The organism is Arthrobacter sp. R3-55 (assembly GCF_054161505.1).
In genome coordinates, this window is sequence record NZ_CP096423.1 from 1,114,739 (window position 1) to 1,133,891 (window position 19,153).

Here is a 19,153-nt window from a genome sequence, read left to right on the forward strand (position 1 = left end):
GTGCCGGACCGGGCTCCGCGACGAACAGATCTTACAGTTGGCGTGATCTTGGATGATTTTTCCGCCGCCGCCTTTGCTTATGAGTGGAATCTCCTGCATTTGCTTAAGGAAAAGTGGCAGGATCAGCTCACCGAGACTAAAGTGGACTTTCTCTTTGTAGAATCGGCATGGAACGGTAACGGCGGGTCTTGGCAGTACCAACTCATGGGGACATCTGGCCCTAAGCCTGAGTTTCTCGCCCTCATGGCGTGGTGCAAAGAGCATTCCATTCCCACTGTCTTCTGGAATAAAGAGGATCCCCCACACTACGACGACTTCCTCCCAGCAGCGAAGCAGTTTGACGTCGTTTTCACAAGTGATTCGGATCGAATTCCGGTTTATCAGAGGGATTTGGGGCATGACAGGATTGCCGCACTTCCTTTTGCAGCTCAGCCAGCCATCCACAATCCCATGCGAGTTGGACAGGGGAGGCACTCGAAGGGTGTGGCCTTTGCCGGCATGTACTTCGCTCATAAATATCCGGAGCGTCGACAGCAGATGGATTTGTTGCTAAGTGCTGCAAGAGATGCGGCCGCTCAGTCCGGTCCGAAACTCGAGATATTCTCTCGCCAGTTGGGCGGGGACTCGAACTACCAGTTCCCCGTTCCTTTCAACGAACACGTGGTCGGTAGCCTGGATTACCCAAGGATGCTTACGGCATACCGTGCCTACAAGGTCTTTCTGAATGTGAACTCGGTTGTTGATTCGCCGAGCATGTGTGCCCGTAGAATCTTCGAGATCACTGCGTCCGGTACTCCGGTGGTCTCCACACCAAGCGCCGCCATTAGGCGATTCTTCGAGGCAGATGAAGTCCTGGTCGCGGATACCAGGCAGCGTGGGGAGCATCAGATCCGCATGCTTGCACGCAGTTCGGAGTTCAATGATCGAGTCGTTCACAGAGGTCAGCGACGTATCTGGACTGAAAACACGTATGCCCACAGGGCGGAGACTGTAGTGGCTTCGGTCTTACCTGAAAGAAGTCAGCCAGTAGCACTCCCGTCCGTAAGCGCACTTGTGCCGACGATCCGCCCTCACCAGTTGGAGCATGTTTTCGCCACTGTCGGCAGGCAGGTGGACGTGGATATCGAGCTAGTGTTGCTGACACATGGCTTTGAAGTAGCACCGAGCAGGGCGCGGAGTCTGGCCGAAAAGTATGGCGTAAGCAGATTCACGATCTTGTCGGCTACTCGGGAAGTCCCCCTCGGGGAATGTCTTAATATGTGTGTTAGCGCTTCCAGTGGAGAAGTGCTTACAAAGATGGATGACGACGACTACTACGGTCCACGCTACCTTGCAGACTTGCTGCATGCCTTGGACTTTTCAAAGGCCACTGTAGTTGGCAAGCTTGCCCATCACATGCATTTCTCATCCACCGGCGCGACAGTGCTTCGCATGCCGCATATGGAGCACCGAGAAAGCCGCCTGGTAATGGGGCCGACGATAACGGCTCGGCGGACGGTGTTTGAGGAGACGCCCTTTGAGGCCCTGAACAGAGGTGAGGACACTGCTTTCCTTAAGGCTGTGACAGATGCCGGAGGGACGATTTATTCGGCCGACAGGTTCAACTTCTGTCAGCTCAGAAAAGGCGAAGGCCACACGTGGGATGTTTCTGATGAGGAACTGGCTGCGTCCGGTGAAATCAAGTTCTTTGGAGATCCCAAAGAGCACTTAACTGTCTAAAAGGGGCAATGTAATGACGTCTATCGAGACAGCTGCGGTAATAGGCCTCGGCTACATTGGACTGCCCACTGCGGCCATCCTCGCAACCAACGGCATCAACGTCATCGGCGTGGATGTAAATCAGAGCACTGTCGACGCAGTGAACCGAGGTGAGGTTCCTTTCGTGGAGCCAGACCTGGGTGTCCACGTTGCCGGCGCGGTAAGCCAGGGCCACCTAAAGGCGACACTAGACACTCCAGCTGCGCAGGCGTATATCGTGGCCGTCCCAACTCCGTTCCGGGACGACCGGTCGGCAGACCTTAGTTTCATCGAAGCTGCCGCACGCGGGATTGCACCACAGCTGCAGGGCGGTGAACTCATCATTCTGGAATCAACGTCCCCGCCACGCGCCACCAGGCACCTCGCCGAATACCTACTGGACCTTCGGCCTGATCTGTCACTCGATGGTGCTGGCGGATCTCCCGTGATCCACGTCGCCCACTGCCCGGAAAGGGTCTTGCCGGGCCGAGTCATGATTGAACTCGTTACCAACGATCGCATCGTGGGGGGTCTTACTCCCGAAGCTGCCAGTCTCGCGCGCGATCTGTACGCTGTGTTCTGTAAGGGCGAGATCCTGATGACAGACGACGTAACAGCTGAAATGGCCAAGCTCGTCGAAAATTCGTACCGGGACGTCAATATTGCTTTTGCCAATGAACTCTCAGTGATTAGCTCCAAGCTCGACATTGATGTCTGGGAACTTATTCGTCTCGCGAATCATCACCCCCGCGTCAATATTCTGAATCCGGGGCCCGGCGTAGGCGGCCACTGCATTGCGGTTGACCCATGGTTTATTGTTTCTGCTGCCCCGACTGAATCGCGATTGATAAAGACGGCCCGCGAAGTCAATGACGCCAAACCCGGCTGGGTTGTCAGTGAAGTGATGGCGGCCGTTGAGGCATTGGATCATGGAGCTGAAGTTGCAGTGCTGGGTCTTGCATTCAAAGCCAATATCGACGATCTACGCGAATCGCCTGCCATCGAAATTGCTGTGGACCTGGCGAGTAAGTTGACAGGAAACAAGATCAATATTGCTGAGCCGCACGTGCAAGTGCTACCCACAAGACTGCAGGGACTCGAAAATGTTGAGCTGATGGACCCTATCACGGCCGTGCGTAGGTCCTCGGCCGTTGTGCTGTTGGTGGACCACGAAGCTTTCAGGGAAGTAGCCAACCATCTCAAAGGCAAGCTACTCGTCGACACCCGCGGATTCTTCAATGCGTGACATCACTCTGCACTTTGTGCCAACTTAGCAGCGCTTTCACCCCTTGATTCGCTGCAGACTGCCCCGTGCGCGCAATTTGGGAGTGGAAACGGGCTGACTGGCGCAAATTCTGGGGTCGGAAGACTCTGGTCGGGTGAGAAGAAGCGCCATAGGATTAGAGCTCCAAGGCCATTCTTTTCTGGGGACACTCCTTTATGACTACACGTAAGATGTTGATCGCGGCGTTCATTGTTTCGGCTTCGCTTGCCGTTTGCGGAGCTGCTCCGGCACACGGGGCGAGTGCGCCAGACTATACGGGCGTGGGTTCCAGCAGTATCGCACCGCCATCTGCAGGCGCCAGGATGATATACGTGGACGATCAAGGATCGGACGTCGTAGGAGTGAACCAGCCTTGGGGTTACGTCGAGTACAACCGCGTGACCTGCTTGGACACGGGGACCATGCCGCCCAACCAGCCGTCCTGTCCCGAACCGACTATCAGCCAACCGCTCAAGACCGTGCAGGCCGGCGTAAAAATAGCCAAGCCGGGAGACGTAATCGTAGTTCGGGCCGGTACGTACGATGAGAAAGTCGGTTGGGCCGCCCGTCCAGCTAGGTCAGATGCCCCCATTCATCTCCAGTCTTATCCAGGAGAGATGGTTCAGATTAACGGATATTTGTCCCTCACCGGTGCCGACTATTGGATCGTCCAAGGAATCCGCTGGGGTTACAGTGCATCCAACACCACGGGCCAGGCTATTGTGAGCTATTTTGGTGGGACTGGTTGGTCCTTCATTAAGAATGAAGTGGCTGGTACCCGTGGCGTGGCGAACATTCTTGTGCGGGAGAAGACTCCGGCTAACTGGACCAATGAAGGCCGAACGGCGGCGGCGCCGCACAACTACATGATTGGCGCCAACTGCATTCGCGACGCGGCCAAGACCGGGAACGTGGGCGAAATGCACAACATCTACCTCATGCCCACTGTCTACTCGAGCGGGGGCACCATCGAGAATAACCTGATGGGCGGCGCCCCGCTCGGGTCCAACATCAAAGCGTCCGGCAGTACCGACCCAAGTAGTGCACCAAAGGACGTGGTGATCCGAAACAACACGTTACTTTATGGTGCTTCTGGGATTGTTATCGGGCAACAGGCCGAACGAGTCGAGACCGTTGGCAATCTAATCGCCATGGGAACACAGTCAGGACCTTACGATGGTGGCGTCAAAACCTACGACTTGGTGAAGGCAGACACTGACTCGGTAAAGGACACTCTCATCCAAGGCTACGCAACGCCAATCCGCCAGCCCTGGCAGGCAACGCCCGTTCTCTACGTTCGTCGAAATGTTACCCCAGCTACAGTGGCCCTTACCGGCTCCCTTGCGAACTGCACTGTCAAAGCTTCAGATCCGGCTGTTCGTCTTGCATACGGGCATCTTTCAACGAAATAGAGGCTGCTCCCCCGGCTGGGTTGGTCTCTGAAGTATTCACGAGTTAAGGCACTTGGCTCTGTTGTTTGCGTTAGTGAAGAGGGATATTTGGCCGATTTCAACCTTTCCCTTTCCGACCTGCCAGCCCTTTACGGTCAGGGACTTGCAGGAAACACCTTCCGGAAGATCAAAGCCCGCGAAGTAGGTGCGCTGGCCGCTATCAAGATGTAGATAGCGAAAATGGCCAATATCTTCCATGACCGATTTAGTGATCCTGTGTTTGTATAGGTGCAGGCCCTCGGCTCCTTCAAGCTCAAGTGACAAAATCAGCCTAACCGCGGAACTCGCACTTCGTGCATCGAATTGAAGCCCGAAAGCTGAAGCACCTGGCGGAATTGAAAAGGTCGGGGGGTCGGCGACCGCGTCTTTCCACGCAAGATCCGTAGTGGACACCACGCCTCCCGGTTCCTCGCGACCTTGAGACATCGCTGTCTCAAGGGCTGCGAACTTATCTGCCACGACTTCGTAAACGTGGTCTCCGTAGTGGTACGGCGCCACACCCCATTTGTGGGTCTTGCTGGCCGCGACCTGATCCCAAGGGATGTCGAGATAGTTCACGCCCATGTGTTCGCGAACGAATCCTACATAACGAGCCAAGACATTGTTTGCTTCATCGGGAAACAAGTCCCAAGTCTTCTTGAGCGGAGTGCCTTCGTTATCCCACATGGACCATGGCAGGTTAAATAGTAGGAGCTTCGACTGCAAGCCGCGTGCCTTTGTGAACTCGGCAAATTTCCTTACTGACTCCTGCCAAAGCTCATAGTGCTCATCCGTTCCAAACTGAATCCAAGTGGCCTCGTCAAAGTTCTCCATGAGACCACTTTGGATTAGCTCGACTGATCGGGTTACGTACGTGTTGTCTGCGACCTTGATGACACCCAATCGTTCATCTGTAAGGTCCCAGAAGATGTAGTCGGCTTGATCTGCAACGTCCGATAGCGTTCGGAAGATGCTGCCATCGAAGTCACCTTGGAGGTTGCGGATTTGGAAGCGGCTTTCCAAGGTGCCCAGCTGTGCCGAAGCGGGGTAAACATCGCTGACTGCACTGATGAGCGACTGCCTGGCCGTATATCCCAGGAGTCGATGCTTGGACATGTCGAGAAACTCGACCGAGTCGCGGGATACACAGCTGCCGTAAACATAAATACGTGCCAATGGTCGAACACCTAAGGATAGAGGGATGCATTCGTTCCGTGTTTATCGCGGCGACGAACAAAGATTTGAAGCCATTCGGCCGGTCCATGGAGAGGACCGGCCGAATGGTTCTAGCTAAGCGAGGAAGAGGATGCCATGGCTGGAACTGATCTACGGCCGAGTGATTCGAAACGCCATCCACGATCTGTCCAAGCGTCCGGGTTCAGGACATTTCGACCGTCGATGATCGCTTTTGACTCAACCAGAGGTTCCAGATCCTTTGGTTCCAAAGCCGAGAACTCCTGCCACTCCGTAAGCAAAATCGTCAGATGGCTGCCCTGAAGTGCCTCCTCAAGAGAGTCGGCATACTTGAGCCGCGGGAATCGTGAGCGCGCGTTGTTCATGGCCTCAGGATCATAGATTGAAACTTCGGCTCCAGCGTTAAAGAGCTGTGCCGCAACGTCAAGAGCGGGGGAGTCGCGCACATCATCGCTGTTCGGCTTAAATGCCACACCCAGCACGGTAATGGTCCGACCGTCTAGTTCGCCTAGGAGTTCCGTTGCAAGGTGCACAACTCGCTCTCGCCGTCGAAGGTTGATTTCATCCACTTCGGAAAGGAATCGCATGGTCCTGTCTAACCCAAGTTCACTGACCCTAGCCTGCAAGGCGCGTATGTCCTTTGGTAGGCAGCCACCGCCGAACCCCACGCCTGCATTCAAGAATCGACGCCCAATCCTCTTGTCAAGACCGATGGCGTCGGCAAGGACTCGAATATCCCCTCCGACATGCTCGGTTACTTCGGCGAACGCATTGATAAACGAAATTTTCGTCGCCAAAAATGCGTTGGCAGCGACTTTGACCAATTCAGCGGTTTCAAGGTCAGTCGTGATGAATGGTGTGTCAGTAGACAGCGCAGATGCGTACACCTGACGAAGGGTAGCGACAGCATCATCTGAGCCACCGCCCACAACAAGTCGATCCGGCGTCAGCGTATCCCGAACGGCGTATCCTTCGCGGAGAAATTCCGGGTTCCACATGAGTTCCACATTTAGAGAATCGGGTTTTACCGAGTTCACAAGCTCCTGAAGTCTTCGGGCTGTGCCCACTGGGACGGTGGACTTCCCGACGATCAACGCATCCTTGGTGATGTTCTTAGCCAAGGAGACGGTCGCAGCGTCGACAAAGGTCATGTCGGCTGCGTGGTCTCCCGCCTTCTGGGGAGTTCCCACTGCAATGAAGTGAACGTCGCCCCAGGCGCCGGCCTCCTCGTAAGATGTTGTAAATCGCAGCCGTCCCGTCGACGTGTGCTTCCTCAGAAGGTCCGGCAGTCCAGGTTCATGAAACGGGAGGATGCCGGCGCTGAGCTGCTCGACCTTTTTCGGATCTGTGTCGAGGCCTAGCACCTCGAAGCCCAGTTCTGCCATGCATGCTGCATGCGTGGCACCCAAATAGCCTGTTCCTATTACGGTGATTCGAAGCGACATACTTCCTTCTCTGCGAAGTCGAAAGCGATAGCCGAGTTGCATCGCCTTGATATGGTGTGGTTGAACCGACGAAAAATGAACTGGTGCTTGCCAATGTTACTTATCGTTGGTAAGAGCAGATCCGTTCATCGAAGGCTGGATCGGTGACGTGATGTTGCGTTCCGCCCTGACAGAATGGCTACGAATGCCTTATAAGGTCAGGAGGACGCAGTTGGTTAGCATCTATGGAGTCGAGGTTTTTGCATGGAACCCCGTTCGGGCGGACGTGTCTGGACGGTTGGGTACTGTCAATAACTTCGGCGACCTCCTCGGTCCTGCATTGGTCGGGAAGATTGTTCAGAATCAATTTCTCGAGCCTATCTTGGCTGACGCTCCAGGGGATGGATCCGTCATTAGGCCGAAACTGCTGACAGTGGGTTCCGTAATGCACTTTGCCGAGGACCTGGATACCGTGTGGGGCTCCGGCGTGAACGGAAAAGTCGGCGAGGTGCACCACAAGTTCTCCAAACTAGACCTGAGGGCGCTCCGAGGCCCGCTAAGTGGCAAGTGGCTTGAAGAGCACAAGAGCATTGGGGACCCAGGAGTGTACGGAGATCCTGCCCTTCTCCTGCTTGACGCCATGCCTAACCTCGCTGATTTGAGCCAACAAAAGCGCTTCAAGTTGTCTGTCATACCAAATTTTCATGATTTTGAGACCTACCAGGATCTACCGGAAGTAGTCAATCCAAGGGGATCCGTTATCGAGATACTTACCCGTCTCGCACAAAGCGAACAGATCGCTGCTTCCTCCCTGCATGGGTTGATAATTGGGGAACTGCTTGGCATTCCCACGGCCCTTTTCAAGCCCTCTCAGGAGAGTCTTTTCAAGTATGAGGACTATGTCATGGGTACTGGGAGGAAGGAACTCGTTTGCTATGCGACCCTTGACGATGCCGTCAGGGCTCTCACTGGAGACCGAGAGATCTTTGATGAACCGTTGGCACTATGGAATCCGGTTCCCCTCCGGCGATCGTTTCCTTCTGACTTGTGGGAGCTCAGGAAACAGTAGTCATCGAATCCGAAATTCGAATGTTTCCCGAGCACCCACAGATGACTCAGGTTAGGAAAGACTCTCGCCACACTCGGCGATACCCAAGGTCAAGCCGACGCTGTCGAGCAGACGTTGAGCTCCCGCGAGGACTTGCGCAGGTAGTGCATTGCTTGACCGACAGATGGCAACCCCAGCTGCGCTCAAGTCAGTGGACAACAACACGCCGCTCGCTATTTTACAGAGATCAGTTGCGTAGGGCAGCTGCAAAAATTCGGAATGTAACCACGAATTGGTAGCAACGTCCAGGCTATCCATGGTCAGAAGAGCACCCGAGTTTCTGTCCGTCGGTAGGAGGGCAACATCGAGTCGTCGCTGCTGTCCGATCCGATTCGAACGCTTCGTGTGTGCATGTCCCGAATTGATGTGGAGGATTGAGTCTCCATGGGGTGAGTGGTTCTCGCCATAACTGACGGGCTCCACTCGCACCCCATCCGTCGGATGGAACGCTTCAATGGCACGGGCTACTTCCGAGGACACGCGTCCTGTAAATGAGAGACGGTTTCCACTGTACGAACCAAACACAAGGGCCGCCGCGATCGCTAAGCGATCTTGGTCGAGGTTCTCGATCAGATAGTCCATGTAATACGTATCGAGTACCGGGTGGGAGTCACCTGCCTCTGGGATGGCAAGGATGCCCGATCTCCCGAAATCATTCTTCGTCCATTGAACTTTCATTTTGTTTCCTCAGAGACTCGAAGCGCTAGGCAGAGGTCGCGTGCTGGGTCGGTGGAGGCTTTCGAGACCAAGAACGCTATACCGTCAGCGTAATTTGCATCTGCGGTCAACGAATTGATTGCTGACACGCTCAGGCTCAGATCGCATTGATCGAGCACGGTGTACTGGTAGGAGGCTTCCGCATCGGAACCACTGAGGACTACGCCCTGCGACTTGTCCACGTCTGCGTCCTGCAGCGCGGTACTGGCAGACGGGTGGGTCAAGACCAGGTTGTACCGACTTGAGGCCCGGGTAGCGTGGTCAGCAATACCCCGCATGAGAATTTCCTGAGCGGAAGCTATGCCGTCCTCAAAGGCCGAAAACTCGACCCCACTCGTTCGGAGAGCTGCCAGCCCCGCCCATGACACTCCGGCAAGGATATTGGTGCGGGGTAGCAGTTCGTCCCATGCCGCGGGAGCTCCCGCCTGATGCGGTCGTGCAGGATCGACGTTGCCATCGATTTCCCCTGGCATAACGTTGCAAGTAACGCGCCGTGTGACGAGGTGGTCAGGCAGATATGGTCTGACAGCTTCTTCGAAGGCCTTGTTAGCCATATTGGAGAGCCACTCTTCTGATGCGACAACCTTGGTTGGGTCACCAGAAACACCGTTAGCAAACTTGAGCATGCGTTGAGACATCTTGGCCGAAGCTTGCTGAATTTCACCAGCACTACGCGTTATCTGACCACCGTGGAGACGACGGAGAATGAGGTTTTCGCCGGTGTGCTTCATCTTTACGCCGGAACGCACCATACGAAGTGCAATGTTATTATCCACCCCGCTCTTGAGCGTTTCATCATAGCGGAACCTTCTAAAGACATCCGCACGAATTAACCAAGTGGGATGAGTGGGATTGTTCCCGTAACGTAAAGCTGTTTGCATGTTGAACAGACGGTGTACGAGACGGTGGACTTCGCCAGTGGCATTGTCAAAATGCACGGATACACCGAAGCTACCGTGGTCGCCGGGCTCCAACGACTCGAGCTGGGATTCCAACCGCCAAGGGAGCATAATGTCGTCGTCATCATGCACTGCGATGAAGGCACCCCGCGCTTGGTCGGCGCCGAAATTCCTTGAGGCAGAGATGCCATGGTTCTCGCGCGGGAAATAGCGGATTCGCTCATCAGCGAACGCCTTAACAACTTCGCCTGTATTATCCGTACTTCCGTCATCAACCAAGATCACTTCGAAGTCCTGTACGGACTGCGCAACTATCGAATGCAAGCATTCCGCCAGATACTCACCGCGGTTATAGGTTGAGATGATGATTGAGACCAGAGGACCATCTTCGGTCGATGAGGAACGCCAACCCAACAGGTCACCAAACATGCCGGGCTTCGAGGATCCTCCTGCCAGCGAGTTGACATCGACGTTCGGCATCGAGTGCATTTTGGTCGCAAAGGTGAAAACTGCAGCTGCCGGAGAGGCCCATTCCTCGCTGTACCCGAAATGCTTGCCGCGCTGGGCAAGATCTTCGAGTGCCCCTGTGACATCGGCCATCGCCGGCTTAAGTCCACGCAGTGTGTGAAGAAGCCGTCGTGGGATCGCCACAGCTGAGTACGATGCCTTACGTGGGGCAAGGACCGCGTCGGTTCGCGGCTCGCCCTCAGAAACAATGAGCGCGTCTATCTCTGTGTCATCCAGGGCGCTAAGCGGTCTGACGACTCGCTGAGGGAACCGGATAATCGAATCTGGATTGTTCTCTGCCAATTCCGACAGCGCGGTGATGCCCTTCTGCGCAAGCACTGTGCCGGCAGCCACAATCAGAACGAGAGATTCCGAAATCGATGATAGCGCTCTGTTGACGGCTTGGGCTGCTGTCTCGGATGCCGGGTCGTATCGATACTTCCCATCATCAACCCCGCCGGAAGCTTCTGTCCGGTCTGGCGTTAACACAACAGGGTTGATGCCGGCCCAACGCAGAGACTTCAGAGTGCGTTCAATTGAGTGGGTGTCGGTGCCGGGACCCGCCACCACAAGCGCGCCGACCTTATCGGACAAGTAGTCAGGCATCAGACGAGCCTTCCTTTCACAATGACATTAAGGTCGTCCGAGTCGTCGTTGCTGAAGTCTGATACCGCCCAGACACTCGAGACCGCTCGAGCGGGGGACAGCAGTTTTTGACCCCAAGGAACCATTTGCAAACGGACTTCCGTTACACAGTTATCGAAAGTCAGTCTCGGCAGGGCATAGGCGTTCGGGCCGTCTGACGTTACGTACTTAAAGTGCCCTTGGAGTGCGCCGGAGAAGGACCACGTACCGGGGACGACGTTAGCCATTGCAGGTAATTTCACGAGTGCGACAAGTGATTTCTCGTCGACGGGCGTTTTCAAGTCAACGACAAATTCAACGGACTTAACAGGTTTTGGGAACTCCAAAACATACTCAATAGGCGAAGGTATTCCCGCCATCTTATTCTCCCATACCAATTTTTAGTTCGTTCAAAATATCCTGCGTAACGAGTTCGCCGTATTGGGAATTCATATGAAAATAGTCACCCTTCATGTAAGGGCTGTCAGGGGTTTGGTCATCGACATCAGCCAATCCATACTGAGATTTGGTGAAACCGGGTTGGGCCAAGGTTTGCGTTGGCTGCCGCAATACACGTACGCCCTCACCCTCAAGCCGATTTAGCATCGCATCGTAAGTGTCAAGCAGTTGATCTATATCACCAGAATCGACGATCGTCTTGAAGAACCCAAGATTGCGATCCTGGCGGTCGACAATCCACTCGAGAGGCATGGGTTGCTGAGCATAAAATACTGGACGATTCGAATTTTCTCGTACAGCATCAATGACCCGTTTTGCTTTGGAAAATTGATAAAGCTCATCCGTCATGGCGTTGTAGGCTGGTTTGGAAAGCAGATAGGCTCCGCTATTTCCCCGGTTCTCCGCGGACCGATATTTGGAATGCGTCTTGGCGAGGGCTGCGAGTGAATAATGCATGCCAAAAATAATGAAAGCGTCAAAGCTGGTTAAGTCAACATCCGCCGAGTACGCGCAGGTAATGTCCGAGAACTCGGCAACCTTCGTTGACCCACTATTCAACGTCAAGGGCAGGGTTCCATAAGTGCGCTCAATGTGGAACCCGGCCTGCATAGTCGGAGCTGTTGCGGCCTTCTCCTTCCATACCGGCATGATGTGGCCTAAGTGAGAGTCCCCTATAAAGCACAGTTTCATTTTCCAAACACCTCCAGGAGAGCTTCCTCGCAGAGGAGTTCCTCTGCCGTCACAATGTTCTCTGTATCGGCTCCGCCAATTGCCGGATGTGAGCTAAAGAAGTGCGTCATTACTTCGCGAACTCCCTCCGGAGTCACTGACCGCAACGTGTCGTCCCAGTGGCGGCCGCGTGCAGGGCTGCCGGTAATGATCTCAAACGAAGGGAAATAAGCAACGTCTTCGTACTTCTTTGCGAGATCTCCTACTGCGGCGCGCAGTACCGCCTTCGAGTAAGTTGTAGAAACCAGAACGTGGTCGTCCGTTGCCGTAGCTGCGAGGGCAACAGGGGAGACAGTCAGCAAGAACTTGATATGCGGGTTGTGGCGTTGAATGAGTTCGCGAAGTTCTTCGAAATCCGCAAAGACCTCAGAGTAGCTGAAGTTCTTGAAGCTGAAGACGTCTGGATCGAAGTCTCCACAGAGCGTTCCTGGCGCTGTCGGGAAAACAGTACCGGAATTTTGATCGACCCAACCCTCAGTCAACCCGAAGGTGTAGACCAAGACCGAAGCAGAGGCGAGGAGCTTCCTCACCGCCGCCAAGTGTTGTTCGCGGTGGACTTTTACCTCGGACTCGCTGTCCAATCCAACCGGTTCCACCGAAGGACGCAGGGCATCAAAGTACCTATCACCCTTTTTCCAGATCCAGTTGCTGGGCTGACGCTGACCGTAGGCTTCTTGAACCAGCTGCAAGAGCTGGCGCACGTAGTAGATGTTGCCAAATCGCGCCGAATAAACGCCGAAGCCGAACCGTTCTCTGGTTTGGGGTGACATCGAACCGGGCGCCGGCTCGGTGTCGACCACGTTGAAGCCGTTCGAACGGAGATTAGTGGCAATATGCTGAGCGAAGCAGCTGCCAGCAGTCGCGACTGCATCGTCGGGGCCAATGTCGAACTTCTTCTCGTAGAGCCCACTCATGGACGTGCCCTGATTGTCCGATATCGCGGCTCGCCAGAATGAGGTAGCTGGTCTTCCCCGATAGGGTGAGCGAGCTTTGGGCTCCTCGGGCTTGTCGTGAGTATGTGCCATGTTGCTTTCTGCTCCTCGCACTAGGGCCTCCTCGAGCTAGATTTCGTGGGGTTGCTGTTGAGCTTCCAAAGCAAGCGGCGTGTGAACTCTCTGGACAACTCGGTAGCGTCGAACTGATCTGCGTAGATTCGGACTTTCGACCGAACATCGTTTTCAAAGAAGCGATCCGCCTTTGCGAACGCGGTCACTAGGCTCTCGGTTGAGTTGTCCGCTACACGTTCTCCGATTTCGTCGGACATGTTTTCCCAGATCGCGGGTACATCGGAGGCGATGACAGGCAGATCGAAGCTTTGATACAGCAGGACTGCACCGCTATTCAGCATCCTCGTGTACGGCGCCAAACCTATGTCTGCCGCCCGCATGTAATTCTGCACCAGATGGTTTGGAACCTTCTTGGGCTCGATCAAGACGTTGGGATGTTTCAGACACTTCTTGACGAAGTCGGCTACCTCCTGTGAATCGTCGGCCATTCCGCCGACGAGGAGGACACGTCGCGTGTCTGGATCTTGAGAACTGAATTCATCGAAAGCCTTCAAGAGACGATCTAAACCCTTGTATGCCTTGAGGGCGCCGAGGAGAACGTAAACACGATCGTTCGGCCCGATGCCGAACTCCAGCCTCGCATTGCTCCTTGTAACGTAATCTTCGTAAGTCAGCCGATAGTTCGGATGGGGCACATTTACGAGCTTGTTTTTGTCAATGGTCAGCGCTGCGGACATCATTTCCGCGGACGCGTCCGACAGAACATGGAGTACGTCTGCCTCTTCAGCCAAATATTGCTGTATCTGCATTTCCAGGTCCGGATATCGGGAGTCATGCGGAATAATGTTATGGAGTGTCCATATAATTTTGCCACCCTTAGACTTTATGTCGCCGACTGCAGTGCGGAAGTCTTGTATTTTCTTTTTGGCAGTGGCATAACTCGTAATGCCTTGAAGGATGAACGAGGTCCAATGAATGTGCAAAATAACAGTCGAAGACTCGGCGGATGGCATTTGAAACAGTTTGTGGAAGTCCCAGCTCTTGACCACTGGAACTGTCGCGATGTTGTAGTCTTCGGCCGCACGATATAAGAGAGCCTGGTATGGATTGGTGCGACCCACTGGCGTATATCCGAGAACGTGAGGCCGGCCCACGGAGTTGGCCTCGAGCATCTCCACCGCCTTGACTGCTTCCGCGATCGGCGAGTTATCCTCTTTGAAGTAGCCCTTTAATTTTAGCTGCATTCTGTTCCTTCTGCCGCGTTTTCACGCGGACTCAAATGATTAAAGTCCAAACTGGGAGCCTACTTAGTTCGTGCTTTTGGTGCTGTAATCATCCTTTTCAGAGTCGCACAGGAAATCCGCGCACCTGACTCCTATGTTCAGCAGCTGCCGCAATGCAGCCACAGTTCGTTCTGCAGCCTTTCCATCACCGTAGGGGTTTACGGCGTTGGCCATTGAATCGAATGCATCATGGTCGTTGAGGAGCCGTTCGACCTCTTTGAAGATTCTTTCCTCATCAGTGCCGATGAGGGCGACAGTACCGGCATGTACCGCTTCCGGGCGCTCAGTGTTGTCGCGCATCACCAGCACTGGCTTTCCCAGACTTGGGGCCTCCTCTTGAACGCCGCCCGAGTCAGTAAGGACAAGGTGCGCCAAAGAAAGCAAGCGAGTAAATTCCCCGTAGGCAAGTGGTTCTGTGACCAAGACGTTCGTCAAGTTGGCAATTGCGGGGAGGACCGCTTCGCGGACCACAGGATTCTTATGGGCAGGAAGAACAATTAGAAGATCCGGTTCAGACTCTGCTATACGTGCTAGAGCTCTCCCCATTCCACGCATAGCATCCCCCTGGTTTTCCCGGCGATGCGTCGTAACCAACAGAATCCTGCGGCCGCTGGCAGCTACGTCTTCCAGTTCGGGGTCGGAGAACGGCAAATTCTTGTCAACCGTAGCCAGAAGGGCGTCAATCACAGTGTTACCCGTGACGACGATGGCATCCTCGGTGATTCCTTCGGCAAGGAGGTTCGCCTTGCTTGTCTTCGTCGGCGCAAGGTGGAGGCTGGCGATTTGGCTCGTAATCTTGCGATTCGCTTCTTCCGGAAATGGAGACATTGGATCGCCGCTGCGTAGCCCTGCTTCGACATGCACGACGGGAATTCCGTGGTAAAAGGCTGCTATGGCGGCAGCGGTGGAGGTGGTCGTGTCCCCCTGCACAATAACAGCGTCAGGTTTTTCCACAGTGAAAAGCCGGTCAAGCCCGTCGATGGTTCGCGTCATGATGGCCGATAGCGACTGTCCGGGCTGGAGGATGTCGAGATCGTGAACGGGCACGATGCCAAATAGCTCGTTTACCTGGTCCAGCATCTCGCGGTGTTGACCTGTGACAGTTACCACGCAATCGAATTCGGTGGACTCACTCAAGGCAGTGATGATGGGTGCCATCTTGATGGCCTCTGGACGAGTACCGAAAATTGGCATGACTCTGGGCATGGATTCCCCCGGGTACGGCAGTGGCTGACCAGCCGATGCTACCTCACGCTCAATCGACGTGATTAATTATGTAGAACGGCGAAGCTTTGCTCATCCAGCAAAGATCAAGGTCAGCACCATAAGGGGGATACTAAGTGAGACGAGGATCACAGCTGTCAAGGCTATAAGTCGCTTCCTGCGCGGGGTGGCCTTTGCATGGCTCTTTGCCCGTTGCAATTCGTCACCGCCCTGTCCGGCGGTCAGTTGCGAATCTCTGGGTGGCCGGACTGTTACCGTGTCCTTCTGTTCGCCATTAGGCGGCTTGGTGGGGGCTTTTGGGGCGACATGCCCAGTCGGAACGTCCCTACCGAAACTGCGTTTCCGCATGTGCCGCGGGGAGGGCGAAAGGGCCGCCGCTTGGCGGACACTGTCCGTCATTTCTTCACTCCTCATATGCGTCCAAAGGAAACATGGCCACAACCAATTCTTGCATCTGAGGAGTGAAGCACAACATCCCGCCGTTACAGGGCGTCGATTCGAGGCATGGGTCCAAGTCAACTACCGGCAAAAGCGGCGGGACTACAGGTCGTGCTGTCGCCCGCCGCTCGAAGCCTTGTCAGCCGCGGTCAGAGTATGGGGCGTCGTTCTTGACACCGGAACCATTGACAACATTGATGATGTAGTACTTTCCTGAGCCCAGACTCGTGCTTCCCAACTGGGCCACAACGGATTCCAGCCGTGGATTAATTCCCTGCTGTGCGCCGTAGCTGGGGTTGTAACTTGAGGAAGCAACTGTTTTGTCGAACACCCGGCCATATGCGTCGGTCCACTTGACCTGAACTGTGCCGCCGCTCAGATTGTGCCCCGTCACTAGGACGTTGCCATTTCCGTAGAAGATAGAATCCGTGATGACTGGTGTCGTGCTCGTCGCTTTGAGTCGGTCCAGCATAGGTGCGTAGGTCCCGGTACACGTGAAGTACGGATCCCACATAAACGAGATGACCTTCGTGGGCGTGTTCCCCAGTTGCTGGAGCTGCCTGTTGATGCGGCTCTTTGTCGTTTGACCCCGCAGGCTGTTCTCGCAAGGATTCTGGCTCGTAGCAGGGGCCATCCCTTCCAAGTTGGCCCACAGCTCTACGCCGGTGCCTTCAACTCCTTCTGCCATAGCCCAAAAGTAGTCCCGATTTGGTGCTAGGTATTTGCTAGCCCAGGAGCCGGTGCCGACGATCGCGGCGGAATATTGATCGACAGCATTTCCGCTCTCGTTCCCGAAAAATGCTCCCGCCTTCCCGGTACCCATTCCGTCTTGTACCGCGATAGCGAGGGAAGCTCCGTTTGCTGTGTTTGCGATGTTGTGGACGGCCTGCCGAGCCTGATCGATAGTGATTCTGGCGGAGGCGGACTTTCGGGTGTCAATGTAAGGGCTTACTATCGCCGAGCGGGTAGGCAGTATTTCTTCAATTGCGGCGTTCTGAATGTCATAAATTGACAGCACCGAATCCCAAACGGGACTGTCACTCAGCGGCATCTCGGTGTGATGGTAGAAGCCTGCCAAACCTGGCACGTTGTTGACCTTAGCTTGATACTGGAGGAAGCGATCCGTGAACAGAGAGAAGGTTGCTTCGTAGGACAGATCGGGAAGGTACGTGACATCGGTCCTCTTCACCGGCGCTGGCATGCCGGCGAAGTATTTCATACCCAGTCCGGTTGCTACCTTGCCAAGGGAAATAGAGATTGAACCGAGTCCGCCACTGATCACCACAATGTCGTACTTTCCGTTCGTCGATGTGCAACCGCTTCCTGAAGTGGGTAACACAAGAATTGTGTATACGGCGTTTCCAGAAGTTATGGTCTTGTCCCGAGGGCATACGAGTGCCGGAGCTCCCCACGAGCTGTTATCCGAGTAGATGAAGTAGCGGTTCACGCTGGCGCCGGAAGCAACGGCCTTCGCACAGTTGACTCCTGATATCGTGCACCCGGCCGGGATGGTCGACAGCGTTGCCGGCTTGAGTAGCGAACCGAAGGTGATCACGGTGTCACCACCGACTGACTTTATGTCTGTCAATTTCTTTAGATTGGTTGCATCACTGGTGCTGCCATAGATGAAGTACCCGCTAATAGGATAAACAGGAGGAGTTGCAGCTTGGGCCGGCGCCCCGTGAAGGATGCCGAGCACCAGAACTGCCGCTGCCATAAGGCCAGCAACAAGGTGACGGGACCTGCGGGGAGGGAAAGGTGTCGGCTCTGCTCTGAAAGTGGCCACGGAGGATCCTTGGGCTCGTAGGGTGAGACCTTGGACCTATGGCAAAAGAATGACGTGCTGCATCCCTAAAACTCAATAGCTTGACAGGAACCTTCAAGGAGCCAGAAAAGCCCGCAATATGCTCGAAGATCCTTGTCAAATGAACCATCCATGACTCGTATGGCGTTACGAACCTTGTCACTTACAGCTAGCAGCGAGCCGGGCCTATCCGGACGAGCACTCCGGTCGCATCCACGTATCAATCAGCCCGCCCGTTTCCACCACAAAACGGTCCAGCCAAGCGCCCGCTGAGAGGTCCGGTTGGGACCCGACCATCTGCACCTCCGCTGAAGTGCATTGCTCAATCAGAGTGCCTGCGCGCATCACGTGATACTCGGACGTCACCACCGTCACGGACTTCCAACCATGGTCGGCAATCAGCCCCCGCAAAGCGTCAGCCTCGCCTCTGGTATTCAGCGGCGAAGGGCGGAAGCACACAAGTTTGGAATCACCCGATTCCTCATCGCACAGCGCGTCACCCTCCGTGTTGCCGGCCAAGCCAGTCGTAGAGACCACCAGAATGGGAATACCCAGTTCCCGCTGGAGCTTTTGAGCCACAGGCAAACGCTCCTTGCTCATGCCGCCCAGGACCACGATCGCGTCCGTACGGTGAGGTGTTGCTTCCGGAGGGTTGTAAAAGAACTGGAAGGCCGCGATCAGCCAGAGCAACGCCGCCAAGAGGCACGCCGCCACAACCACGCCAATGACACGCGTGGCGGAGGCAGTTTTGAGGGGCACGGGGACAGTCTAAGGTTCCCAAATGGGTGCTCCCTCCCAGCAAAGGACTGCCCTGGGCGTCTACCGGGTGTCAACATCCTCAAAGACAAGGAAAGTCTGGGTATCCTGCACGCCATCCATGGACTGCAATTGGTCGAAGATCACACGCCGCAGGTGGATGTTGTCCGTTGCCCGAACCAAAAGGATGACGTCGAAGTCTCCGCCCACCAAGGCGATGTGGTGGACTTCCGGGATGGCCCGCAGCTGTTCCTTGAGTTCGCGCCAGGAGTGTTGCTGAACCTTCAACGTCACATAGGCGGAGGACCGCAGGCCGGCTTTGATGGGATCCACCAAGGCCGTGAACTTGGTCAGTACGCCTTCCCCGGTGAGGCGGGCAATCCTTGTATAGGCGTGGGCTCGGCTGATGTGGACGTTCTCAGCCACCTGCGTGATAGACATGCGCCCATCGGTGGTCAGCTCACGGATGATGTCCCGGTCCACACTGTCCAGCGGTACGGCGGTCTGCTCCGCCTCGGCCTCGCTCACGGGCTCTCCAATTCGTCTACA

At 55.1% G+C, this 19,153-nt stretch carries 15 protein-coding genes; 4 read left to right on the forward strand and 11 right to left on the reverse strand.

The window, feature by feature from the left end:
• Positions 1-42: 42 nt before the first annotated feature.
• The 3 genes from M1D51_RS05260 (at position 43) to M1D51_RS05270 (ending at position 4,413) form a co-directional block, all read left to right on the forward strand.
• Positions 43-1,719: a glycosyltransferase family protein gene (locus tag M1D51_RS05260; RefSeq protein WP_458108807.1), complete on the forward strand. Its 1,677-nt coding sequence runs from the start codon at positions 43-45 to the stop codon at positions 1,717-1,719.
• A 13-nt stretch (positions 1,720-1,732) separates the two neighbouring features.
• Entirely contained in the window at positions 1,733-2,983 is a 1,251-nt protein-coding gene (gene wecC / locus M1D51_RS05265; RefSeq protein ID WP_458108808.1) for a UDP-N-acetyl-D-mannosamine dehydrogenase, read from the forward strand.
• 350 nt (positions 2,984-3,333) lie between these two features.
• Positions 3,334-4,413: a hypothetical protein gene (locus M1D51_RS05270; RefSeq protein WP_458108809.1), complete on the forward strand. Its 1,080-nt coding sequence runs from the start codon at positions 3,334-3,336 to the stop codon at positions 4,411-4,413.
• A gap of 36 nt (positions 4,414-4,449) precedes the next feature.
• On the opposite strand, the gene M1D51_RS05275 is transcribed toward M1D51_RS05270, so the two are convergent.
• Together M1D51_RS05275 and M1D51_RS05280 are read right to left on the reverse strand one after the other, a co-directional pair.
• Positions 4,450-5,607: a DUF6270 domain-containing protein gene (locus M1D51_RS05275; RefSeq protein ID WP_458108810.1), complete on the reverse strand. Its 1,158-nt coding sequence runs from the start codon at positions 5,605-5,607 to the stop codon at positions 4,450-4,452.
• Between the two features lie 110 nt (positions 5,608-5,717).
• Positions 5,718-7,010, reverse strand: a complete 1,293-nt coding sequence (locus M1D51_RS05280; protein WP_458108811.1) for a UDP-glucose dehydrogenase family protein — start codon at positions 7,008-7,010, stop codon at positions 5,718-5,720.
• A gap of 244 nt (positions 7,011-7,254) precedes the next feature.
• Here M1D51_RS05280 and M1D51_RS05285 point away from each other — a divergent pair, with 244 nt between their 5' ends.
• Entirely contained in the window at positions 7,255-8,118 is an 864-nt protein-coding gene (locus tag M1D51_RS05285; protein WP_458108812.1) for a polysaccharide pyruvyl transferase family protein, read from the forward strand.
• A 51-nt stretch (positions 8,119-8,169) separates the two neighbouring features.
• Here the strand turns inward: M1D51_RS05285 and M1D51_RS05290 are convergent, their stop codons facing one another.
• The 9 genes from M1D51_RS05290 to M1D51_RS05330 all read right to left on the reverse strand — a co-directional run bounded on the left by M1D51_RS05290 (position 8,170) and on the right by M1D51_RS05330 (position 19,132).
• Positions 8,170-8,835: a hypothetical protein gene (locus tag M1D51_RS05290; protein WP_458108813.1), complete on the reverse strand. Its 666-nt coding sequence runs from the start codon at positions 8,833-8,835 to the stop codon at positions 8,170-8,172.
• Positions 8,832-10,886: a glycosyltransferase family 2 protein gene (locus M1D51_RS05295; RefSeq protein WP_458108814.1), complete on the reverse strand. Its 2,055-nt coding sequence runs from the start codon at positions 10,884-10,886 to the stop codon at positions 8,832-8,834. The genes M1D51_RS05290 and M1D51_RS05295 overlap by 4 nt, the downstream gene beginning before the upstream one ends.
• Before the next feature lie 399 nt (positions 10,887-11,285).
• Positions 11,286-12,011: a hypothetical protein gene (locus M1D51_RS05300; RefSeq protein WP_458108815.1), complete on the reverse strand. Its 726-nt coding sequence runs from the start codon at positions 12,009-12,011 to the stop codon at positions 11,286-11,288.
• 38 nt (positions 12,012-12,049) lie between these two features.
• On the reverse strand, positions 12,050-13,006 hold the full coding sequence (locus M1D51_RS05305; protein ID WP_458108816.1) for a GSCFA domain-containing protein: 957 nt from the start codon (positions 13,004-13,006) through the stop codon (positions 12,050-12,052).
• A 131-nt stretch (positions 13,007-13,137) separates the two neighbouring features.
• Entirely contained in the window at positions 13,138-14,343 is a 1,206-nt protein-coding gene (locus tag M1D51_RS05310) for a glycosyltransferase (RefSeq protein WP_458108817.1), read from the reverse strand.
• A 63-nt stretch (positions 14,344-14,406) separates the two neighbouring features.
• Positions 14,407-15,588 carry a non-hydrolyzing UDP-N-acetylglucosamine 2-epimerase gene (gene wecB / locus M1D51_RS05315; RefSeq protein ID WP_458108818.1) on the reverse strand — a complete coding sequence of 394 codons (1,182 nt, stop codon included), beginning with the start codon at positions 15,586-15,588 and terminating at the stop codon, positions 14,407-14,409.
• Between the two features lie 595 nt (positions 15,589-16,183).
• On the reverse strand, positions 16,184-17,830 hold the full coding sequence (locus tag M1D51_RS05320) for a hypothetical protein (protein ID WP_458108819.1): 1,647 nt from the start codon (positions 17,828-17,830) through the stop codon (positions 16,184-16,186).
• A gap of 204 nt (positions 17,831-18,034) precedes the next feature.
• On the reverse strand, positions 18,035-18,607 hold the full coding sequence (locus M1D51_RS05325; protein ID WP_458108820.1) for a YdcF family protein: 573 nt from the start codon (positions 18,605-18,607) through the stop codon (positions 18,035-18,037).
• 60 nt (positions 18,608-18,667) lie between these two features.
• Positions 18,668-19,132, reverse strand: a complete 465-nt coding sequence (locus tag M1D51_RS05330; protein ID WP_172326601.1) for an Lrp/AsnC family transcriptional regulator — start codon at positions 19,130-19,132, stop codon at positions 18,668-18,670.
• Positions 19,133-19,153 lie beyond the last annotated feature (21 nt).